At 45.9% G+C, this 9,408-nt stretch carries 7 protein-coding genes and 1 rRNA gene; all 8 read right to left on the bottom strand.

Annotated elements, in window-relative coordinates; all coding sequences use genetic code 11:
* Positions 1 to 49: 49 nt before the first annotated feature.
* The 8 genes from BS617_RS15480 to pilW all read right to left on the bottom strand — a co-directional run bounded on the left by BS617_RS15480 (position 50) and on the right by pilW (position 9,398).
* Positions 50 to 1,590 (bottom strand): 16S ribosomal RNA (locus tag BS617_RS15480).
* A 578-nt stretch (positions 1,591 to 2,168) separates the two neighbouring features.
* Positions 2,169 to 3,026, bottom strand: a complete 858-nt coding sequence (gene murI / locus BS617_RS15475; protein WP_075173873.1) for a glutamate racemase — start codon at positions 3,024 to 3,026, stop codon at positions 2,169 to 2,171.
* On the bottom strand, positions 3,027 to 4,442 hold the full coding sequence (gene der / locus BS617_RS15470; RefSeq protein ID WP_075173906.1) for a ribosome biogenesis GTPase Der: 1,416 nt from the start codon (positions 4,440 to 4,442) through the stop codon (positions 3,027 to 3,029).
* Between the two features lie 67 nt (positions 4,443 to 4,509).
* On the bottom strand, positions 4,510 to 5,649 hold the full coding sequence (gene bamB, locus BS617_RS15465) for an outer membrane protein assembly factor BamB (protein WP_075173872.1): 1,140 nt from the start codon (positions 5,647 to 5,649) through the stop codon (positions 4,510 to 4,512).
* A gap of 4 nt (positions 5,650 to 5,653) precedes the next feature.
* Positions 5,654 to 6,304: a YfgM family protein gene (locus tag BS617_RS15460; RefSeq protein WP_075173905.1), complete on the bottom strand. Its 651-nt coding sequence runs from the start codon at positions 6,302 to 6,304 to the stop codon at positions 5,654 to 5,656.
* 56 nt (positions 6,305 to 6,360) lie between these two features.
* A complete protein-coding gene (gene hisS, locus BS617_RS15455) occupies positions 6,361 to 7,599 on the bottom strand; it encodes a histidine--tRNA ligase (RefSeq protein WP_212667469.1) in 1,239 nt (412 codons plus the stop codon).
* Between the two features lie 42 nt (positions 7,600 to 7,641).
* The gene (locus BS617_RS15450) at positions 7,642 to 8,604 is read right to left on the bottom strand and encodes a RodZ domain-containing protein (protein WP_249263632.1); all 963 of its coding nucleotides are present in this window, start codon (positions 8,602 to 8,604) and stop codon (positions 7,642 to 7,644) included.
* Positions 8,605 to 8,609: 5 nt separating this feature from the next.
* Positions 8,610 to 9,398, bottom strand: a complete 789-nt coding sequence (gene pilW / locus BS617_RS15445; RefSeq protein WP_075173869.1) for a type IV pilus biogenesis/stability protein PilW — start codon at positions 9,396 to 9,398, stop codon at positions 8,610 to 8,612.
* Between the last annotated feature and the right edge of the window lie 10 nt (positions 9,399 to 9,408).

The following is a 9,408-nucleotide window of genomic DNA, read 5'->3' as shown; positions in this document are numbered from 1 at the left end:
TCGGTCAGATAATTCGTGTGAACGCTATGCCAGGATTCGGCTAATCGTTTAAGGAGGTGATCCAGCCGCAGGTTCCCCTACGGCTACCTTGTTACGACTTCACCCCAGTCATGAACCACACCGTGGTAAACGTCCCCCCGAAGGTTAGACTATCTACTTCTGGTGCAATCCACTCCCATGGTGTGACGGGCGGTGTGTACAAGGCCCGGGAACGTATTCACCGTGGCATTCTGATCCACGATTACTAGCGATTCCGACTTCATGGAGTCGAGTTGCAGACTCCAATCCGGACTACGATCGGTTTTGTGAGATTGGCTCACCCTCGCAGGTTTGCAGCCCTCTGTACCGACCATTGTAGCACGTGTGTAGCCCTACTCGTAAGGGCCATGATGACTTGACGTCGTCCCCACCTTCCTCCGGTTTGTCACCGGCAGTCTCCTTAGAGTTCCCACCATTATGTGCTGGCAAATAAGGACAAGGGTTGCGCTCGTTACGGGACTTAACCCAACATTTCACAACACGAGCTGACGACAGCCATGCAGCACCTGTCTCAGAGCTCCCGAAGGCACTAAGCTATCTCTAGCGAATTCTCTGGATGTCAAGAGTAGGTAAGGTTCTTCGCGTTGCTTCGAATTAAACCACATGCTCCACCGCTTGTGCGGGCCCCCGTCAATTCATTTGAGTTTTAATCTTGCGACCGTACTCCCCAGGCGGTCAACTTATCGCGTTAGCTGCGCCACTAAAGAATCAAGTTCCCCAACGGCTAGTTGACATCGTTTACGGCGTGGACTACCAGGGTATCTAATCCTGTTTGCTCCCCACGCTTTCGCACCTCAGCGTCAGTATCAGTCCAGGTGGCCGCCTTCGCCACTGATGTTCCTTCCTATATCTACGCATTTCACCGCTACACAGGAAATTCCACCACCCTCTTCTGTACTCTAGCCAAGCAGTATCAGGTGCAATTCCCAGGTTGAGCCCGGGGCTTTCACATCTGACTGACTTAGCCGCCTACGCGCGCTTTACGCCCAGTAATTCCGATTAACGCTCGGACCCTCCGTATTACCGCGGCTGCTGGCACGGAGTTAGCCGGTCCTTCTTCTGATGTTAACGTCACAGATAGCAGTTATTAGCTACTAACCTTTCCTCACATCTGAAAGTGCTTTACAACCCGAAGGCCTTCTTCACACACGCGGCATGGCTGGATCAGGGTTGCCCCCATTGTCCAATATTCCCCACTGCTGCCTCCCGTAGGAGTCTGGGCCGTGTCTCAGTCCCAGTGTGGCTGATCATCCTCTCAGAACAGCTAAAGATCGTCGCCTTGGTAGGCCTTTACCCTACCAACTAGCTAATCTTACGCAGGCTCATCAAATAGCGAAAGGTCCGAAGATCCCCTCCTTTCCCCCGTAGGGCGTATGCGGTATTAATCCAAATTTCTCTGGGCTATCCCCCACTACTCGGTAGATTCCTACGCGTTACTCACCCGTCCGCCGCTCGTCAGCATCTAGCAAGCTAGATCTGTTACCGCTCGACTTGCATGTGTTAGGCCTGCCGCCAGCGTTCAATCTGAGCCATGATCAAACTCTTCAGTTTAATTTTTCGATCGTCTTTGCCGAAGCTTCAACAATCTAAATCTGACTCAGGTTCGCTAACTTCATTACTTCATAAAACGTATGTTTACATGAATTCACTTGGTTGCTTACCTGATAAAGCTTTTGTAGCTTCATCCCAGCAAGCGCCCACACGAATTATCTGACCAATTTGTTAAAGAGCGCTGAACGTTTGATTTGCATCCGACTCGCTACCCGCTTTCGCGTTGTGCCGTCTCGTTCAGTGAGGCGCGTATTTTACCGAACCCCGTGTCGTTGTCAACGTTTATTTTGCATTTTATTTTCGAGTATTTTCAAAAACAAAGCTGAGCAAAACACGCTAACAACTCGTTGTTATTTAATGAACAAAACCATCTAAAAGATCAATTTATTCAACCACTTAAATAACACCGCCTTGCTCTGTTCAAAGCCGCTTTCGCTGCCGTCCTAAGCAAGGAGTGCGCATTCTACAGACACCCCATTTAGAGTCAACCGCTAATTGTTAAAATATCGTGAAAAAGAGGTAAAAAAGACCAAAAAATAAAGGCGCCCATAAAAGGCGCCTTTATTAGTAGGTTTTCCTCAGCCTCCAAAGTGCTGAATATCAACCAATTCAATAGCTGAAGGCTCAACACTCCCTGAAAAGAAGCAAGGCGCAACACGAGCAAAGCGCTCTGGACCATCCGTAACCATAAACTGGACTTGCCCTTCACTTTGCTCATTCAGCAATGCTCTATCACTCAACAGACCTGCAACATATCTTGCTGTGGTTTCAGCTGAGTCAACCAAAGCGACATCACTGCCTAACACTCGGCTAATGCTCGCTTTAAGTGCTGGAAAATGGGTACAACCCAATACGAGTGTATCCATACCAGTTAAACTATTAGATGAGGCCTTAATAATAGGTGACAAACACTTCGCAACAATTTGCTCTACTAAATCCCCGTCGTGCCATCCCTCTTCTGCTAGGGCAACAAACAACGAACAAGCTTGTGCTTGAATAGTTGCATCAGGTCTACGCGTGAGAATAGCACGCTGATAAGCTTGGTTACTTACCGTGCTTTCAGTAGCAATAACACCAATATGGCCATTACGCGTTGCTTTGCAGCTTGCTTCAGCTCCCGGCTCCACAACACCAACAACCAATAAATTAGGCAAAGCAACTTGAAGAGGCTCAACAGCTACAGCAGAAACAGTATTGCATGCTAGGACCAGCAATTTAATATCACGATCAACTAACGCTTGAGCTGCCTGACGTGCATAACGCGTAACAGACAAAGCACTTTTAGTACCATAAGGAACACGCGCTGTATCACCCAGATAAATTAAGTCCTCACCGGGCAACTGCTTTTTCAGCTCATTCAAGACAGTCAAACCACCAACGCCTGAGTCGAATACTCCTATAGGCTTCTTTGACTCATCAATAGATGCAGCACTCATTTATTTACCACGTGCCTTTTTAGACTTTTTCATCACACGGTTGTGCTTTTGCTGGCGCTCTTTCTTAGCAATTTGACGCGGTGTTAAAATATTACGCTTATTCGCAAACGGGTTATCGCTTGTCTTGAACTCAAAACGCATCGGTGTACCACGTATTTTAAGCACTTTGATAAACTTATTTTGCAAATAGCGCTTATACGATATTGGTAATTGATTCGTTTGATTACCATGGATTACGATGATTGGCGGGTTAGAACCACCTTGGTGAGCATAACGTAATTTTATACGACGACCAGCGACTAAAGGTGGCTGATGATCTGCCGTGATATCCTCAAGCAAACGAGTCAAGCGCGGGGTTGGCCACTTAGCCATAGCACATTCATAAGCCTCATCAACTGAAGCATACATCTCACCGACACCGCTACCATGCAAGGCTGAAATAAAATGAAAACGCGCAAAATCTAAAAACTCTAAACGACGTTGAATCTGTTCTTTCACTTCTTTCTTTTGATCTTCACTCATGCCGTCCCATTTGTTAAGCGCGATGACGACGGCACGCCCTGTATCAAGTACAAATGTCATCATATGAAGATCTTGGTCCGTGATACCTTGTCGAGCATCAACCACAATCACAACCACATTCGCGTCTTTGATCGCTTGAAGAGTCTTGATAATAGAAAACTTTTCTACCGCTTGCGTCACATTTTTACGACGCCTTACTCCAGCCGTATCTATCAAGGTATACTTTTGACCATCGCGCTCATAAGGGATATAAACACTATCTCTCGTTGTCCCGCTTTCATCAAAAACGACGACCCGGTCTTCCCCTAATAGTCTATTCACCAAAGTGGATTTACCCACATTAGGGCGCCCTACAATCGCGATACGAACACCACTGTCTTTATGGCGTGCCTCTTCATCCAGGTCTTCGCAGTCTGCAAGGGTGTGTTCAACAAGGGACGTCACGCCACGGTTATGCGCGGCCGCTATCGCTAGGGGGTGCCCAAAGCCGATGGCAAAGAAATCGGAAATAGCAACATCAGGATCTAAGCCGTCTGTTTTATTAACGACTAGAAATACTTTTTTCTCTGCTTTGCGAAGATAGTTAGCGATAAGCTCATCAGCCGGATGAATACCCGCCCTGCCGTCTACGATGAAGAAAACAGCATCGGCTTCTTCAATAGCTTGCAACGATTGACGAGCCATCTCGTAATCAAGACCATGTTCGTCTCCTGTAATACCTCCTGTATCAACGACTATGTAAGCTTTGTCTCCGGCCTTTCCTTCGCCATATTTACGATCACGAGTTACGCCTGGCATATCAGCCACCAATGCGTCACGAGTTTTAGTCAGACGATTAAAAAGGGTTGATTTGCCTACATTGGGACGCCCTACAAGCGCTATTACCGGTAACATGTTTGTACACCAAAAAATAGCGGCCATCTACATTACGCAGATAGCCGCCTGAATTACGAAAGCTGAATCAGTTAAGAGTCAGCGCATACAGACGGCCTGAATCCGTCAACGCATAAATTGTATTATCTTTTACTTTCATATCACCGGTAACACCGGAGCCTAATTTAAAGCGAGCAATAAAGTGCCCGTCAATCTGAGACATAAAGTGTAAATAACCTTGTTTGTCTGCAACCGCCAACGCGTTCCCAGCAACAACCGGAGACGTAATTTGACGATTTTCTAATTGCGACTGGCTCCATACACTCGCAGCCGTGCGTGTATCTAAAGCCTGTATATGATCATTGGCCTCACTGATATAGATGTTGCCAAAGCCCGCCGCCAAACTGTGGTAGCTAGAGATGTCTTTACTCCAGAGTGTTTGCGCATTAAACGGATTAATAGCAACCACCTTACCTTGATAAGAAGGAATATAAATCACGTTTTCAAACAACAGCGGTCGACCATCAACATCAGTCATACGTTCAAGCTCAGAGCGCCCCTCAGCCAGAGAAATACTTTGCTCCCAAAGCACACCACCTGATTGATTATCCAGAGCTACAAACTTGCCGTTGTCCAGGCCTGCTAACGTTACATCCAAAGCTACTAAAGGAGAACTTGTCCCACGCAATGTCAAACGAGGCATAGAGCTTTCATAGCTCCAAACCTGCTCTCCCGTATCAGCATTAAGCGCTACGATTCTGCCATTTACCTGCTGCGCAACAACTAACTGACTATTAAATTGTGCATCAGAAACTACTTCTGATGACAATTGAGCCACCCACAATTTAGCTCCTGTGCCAGCATCTAAACATATCAGCTCACCCGCCATGGTAGAAACAACTACTTTACCACTACCTGCACCAACGCCGCCGATTAACTCCTGATCAAGCTCTACACGCCATAAGCGGTTGCCTGTGTTTTGGTCAAATGCCGCGACTACGCCATCACCAGACGCAGCAAATACAGAGTTATCCAGTAACGCTGGTGTCATTTGGTTAAAAACTTCGCCGGGACCGTCACCGACCTGACTAGACCACTTAACCACTACCTGACGCTCAGCACTAAAGTCCACTAACGGGTTAGGCTCTACTTCATCAGAGCCCCCCCACATGCTGCAGCCAGTAAGGGAAATACTAAGAATTGATGCAGCTAACAAACGGCGCAACATAATGTTAACCCTCTTGCTCAGCAGCGAGATCATCCAGTTTGATAGTCAGCAACTGCCTACTTCCAGAATCGCTATTCGCTAGCAACGCTTGCTCATAAGCCTTTCGAGCTGCGGACTTATCTCCTTTAGCTAATTGCAGATCACCTGACAACTCCAGCGCCGCGGCTTTGAAGGCCTCATCAGACACCTTGTTAAGCTCCGCTAACCCTTCCTCCGGCTTGCCTTGAGCCAGATAAACCTGCGCTTTGCGCATAAGAATAACTGACGTCATTTCTTGGCTTGGCTCATTTTCCAAAACCCAATTTAATTCTTTCATCGCTGCATCGTAATTCTTTTGATCCACAGCAATACGAGCTAACAACATGCTACCTAACTTGGCATATTCACTACCATCGTAATCATTTTTAAGTTGTTGCCCCAAATGGTTAGCTGTAGTCACGTCATCAGCAGCACCTTGCTGAACACTAACAGCCACTGCTTGGACTAAATTTTGGTAAATAATAGAAGCAGCTTCCGCATCATTAGCTTGCTTCTGCTGCCAAGCTTTCCAGCCAAAAAACCCCGCCAGCACAACGGCAACGGTTAAAACTAGCGATTTGCCATTCTCTTTCCACCAACTTTTAATCGCTGCTACTTGCTCTTCTTCTGTTCGCATCTCTGCCACGGGTAACACTCCAAAAATTTACAATTAAGCATTTTACAGATTGATGATTACTGCCAAGCACTGTTAATCATTTCAGGAAGCGCTGATAGTGCAATATCTGACTGCACAAGCGCGTCTTCATTCCATAAACTTGCCACTGGCCCTTGCTCTGTTTGTTTTATTAACACAATTAATGCGGCTCCTGACTGGCGCGCTTTATTGTTAATATTTTTCAATCCTGCAAAATGACAACGAATTCGTAGCGACGGCAATTCATCCCTAAGCGTTTCTGCTATGGCAAAAACCGCTTGTTGAGCCGCTTTATCATCGGCGGCTAGATACAAGTCAAAGCTGCTGCGCTCTTCTTCAGGGACTGCATTAAGCGTTTCTAATAACAAAATCAAACGCTCAACACCCATCGCAAAGCCTACAGCTGGGGTTGGCTTGCCCCCTAATTGCTTAACAAGCCCATCATAGCGCCCACCTGCACAAACAGTTCCCTGAGCACCTAATTTGTCAGTAACCCATTCAAAAACTGTTTTACAATAATAATCTAATCCTCGGACAAGACGAGGATTAACCTCGTAGCGGATCCCGGATGCATCTAGCAACTCAGTTAAGTGTGCAAAATGAGACTTTGAATCTTCATCTAAATAATCAGACAACACGGGCGCATCAGCTAGTAAATTCTGAGTATTGGTATCTTTACTATCTAAAATTCGCAACGGATTAGTCGCGAGACGACGCTGACTATCCTCATCAAGCTGATCGAAACGAGCTTCTAAAAAGGCGGTTAAGTCAGCTTTATAGACTTGACGGCTTTCAGTACTCCCCAGTGAGTTCAACTGTAAAGTAACAGCGTCCAATATACCCAATTTTTTCCATAAACGCGCACTTAAGACAATTAACTCGGCATCAATCTCAGCGGATGCCATTCCGAAGGTCTCAACACCTATCTGATGAAATTGACGATAACGCCCCTTCTGAGGCTTCTCATAGCGAAACATGGGACCTTGATACCAAAAGCGCTGCGTCTGATTAAATAACAAACCATGCTCTTCACCGGCACGAACGCACCCAGCCGTACCTTCAGGCCTTAACGTTAAGCTCTCGTCGTTACGGTCGTTAAAGGTATACATTTCTTTTTCAACGATATCGGTAACTTCACCAATAGAACGTTTAAAAAGCTCAGTCTGCTCAACAATTGGCATACGGATTTCGTTGTACCCGTACGAAGACAGCACAGTGGAAACTTGTCTTTCTAAATATTGCCAGATAGGGGTACTGCTCGGGAGAATATCATTCATCCCCCGAATTGCTTTAACTTTAGCCAACAGGTTACTCGCTTACTATCGATTCAGTGGTAATGAGAATTTTGAAATATTATTATTACTTAACGGAGCCAAATCTATCACATCACCATTGTAGGTAATTTGAGAAACAGCCGACTGCCGCCCTAATGTGAGCCTGATCGGCGTCGGACCATCAACATTCAATGACTCACCCGCTTTACGCATATTATTAAATAGTGTGCGCCCATTAGCGTCTTTTATCGTTACCCAACAATCATCATTAAACGCTATGTATACCCCAGAAGCCGATACCGGTTCAGAAGAAGCTGGCTCATCGGTAGTCGTAGCGTCAGTTGCTGATGGTTCTGAAGTATCAGACGCAGATACTGCTGCCGGCTGAGCATCTAACTCGGCTTGCAAGCTGGCTACTTGGTCATCAGACATATATTCTGGCTCTGCCTCTGTGGTTAGCGGCTCATCTGAAGAAACCGCTTCTTCTGTTTCTTCTGTTACCTCAGAGTCATTAAACTTAGGTAAAACAAGTGTATTGCCATCTGCCGTTTCTACAGACAGCGTCTGCTCCGCAGCACTAGGCATGGTTTCTGGAGACAAACCATATTGTGTTTTCCACCACCAAACCGTTACAGCGACAATTGCTAAAATAAACAGCCATACCGAGTATTTAATCATCGGATCGCCCAATTTAACTTGCTCTTGAACTTTGGAAACAGAGCGTATGGGTGTGGTGCTGTTAGATTTACCGTATTGTCTATCAAAAGACTCAATTAAAGAAACGCCGTCGAGATCAAGAACCTTCGCATACGAACGGATATAGCCTCGCGCAAAAACAAGACTTGGAAGCTTCTCAAAAGCGCCTTCCTCAATCCATTGAATGTAACGAAGCGGCAGATGCAACTCATCTGCTGCCGATTGCTGAGTCATGTTTTTAGACTCACGCGCAATAATCAGGCGCTCACCGGGGAAGCGGTTAGCCTCTTGGATTACACTATCATCTGGCATACTACTCACTGAGCCGATTCCTTATAGGATTTATATTCTTCAGAGGCAGGATATAGGTTTTTCAAAAGAAGCGCGTAAGTCGCAGCGGTAGAAACATCATTATTCATCCGTGCGATCAAGATACCAACCCACAAGCTTTTTGCTGAGTGACTTACTCGCTTATCATCAACCAAACCTGAAAATTCTTTGTAATAGCCTTCCGCATTCGCTATTTGATTAGCATCTAAATACAACTGAGCTAATTCAACTAATGCTTGAGGCCGGCGACCACCTGTTTTAAGTGAGCGCTCAAAAGCCGAAATAGCCTCAGCTGTTTTGCCTATTCGATTTAAGCACCGGCCTAAGTTTTCAAAGGCCTGACCACGACTATTATAAAACGGGTCTTCTGTTGCTATTGCTAACTGCTTACAAGCCTCTTCGTAACGCTGCTGAGAGAATAAGAAAGCGCCATAGTTATTGTGAAACATGGCCGACTTTTCATCTAAGCTGATTGCTTTACGATAATACTGCTCAGCCAATCCTTTTTCATCTTCCACTTGAAAGATCAAACCCAACGCGTTGTAAGCTGGCGCGTAATCCTCACGAATTTCGAGCGCTCTCTGCACCGATGACTTAGCACTGGACGTATCCCCACCTCGCAAATACTGCAGACCCAATCGAGTATAAGCTTCTAGCGCTGCTTCTGATGACACCGTATTTTTATTAACGTACTTCTGATCATCTGTTTGTAAATTGGTACATGCATAAAGATTGAGCACCAAAACAGAAAGAACAACTACCCGAAATCCATTCATTGTACACTTC

Source organism: Neptunomonas phycophila (assembly GCF_001922575.1).
Taxonomy (GTDB): Bacteria; Pseudomonadota; Gammaproteobacteria; order Pseudomonadales; family Balneatricaceae; genus Neptunomonas; species Neptunomonas phycophila.
Note: the sequence above shows the minus strand (reverse complement) of the source record. Positions and strands in the feature narration are given on the sequence as shown.

Coding starts and splice junctions, on each gene's coding strand:
- BS617_RS15460 (WP_075173905.1), bottom strand. CDS start 6,304: ATGCGAACAGAAGAAGAGCAAGTAGCAGCGATTAAAAGTTGGTGGAAA.
- murI (WP_075173873.1), bottom strand. CDS start 3,026: ATGAGTGCTGCATCTATTGATGAGTCAAAGAAGCCTATAGGAGTATTC.
- pilW (WP_075173869.1), bottom strand. CDS start 9,398: ATGAATGGATTTCGGGTAGTTGTTCTTTCTGTTTTGGTGCTCAATCTT.
- bamB (WP_075173872.1), bottom strand. CDS start 5,649: ATGTTGCGCCGTTTGTTAGCTGCATCAATTCTTAGTATTTCCCTTACT.
- hisS (WP_212667469.1), bottom strand. CDS start 7,599: ATGAATGATATTCTCCCGAGCAGTACCCCTATCTGGCAATATTTAGAA.
- der (WP_075173906.1), bottom strand. CDS start 4,442: ATGTTACCGGTAATAGCGCTTGTAGGGCGTCCCAATGTAGGCAAATCA.
- BS617_RS15450 (WP_249263632.1), bottom strand. CDS start 8,604: ATGCCAGATGATAGTGTAATCCAAGAGGCTAACCGCTTCCCCGGTGAG.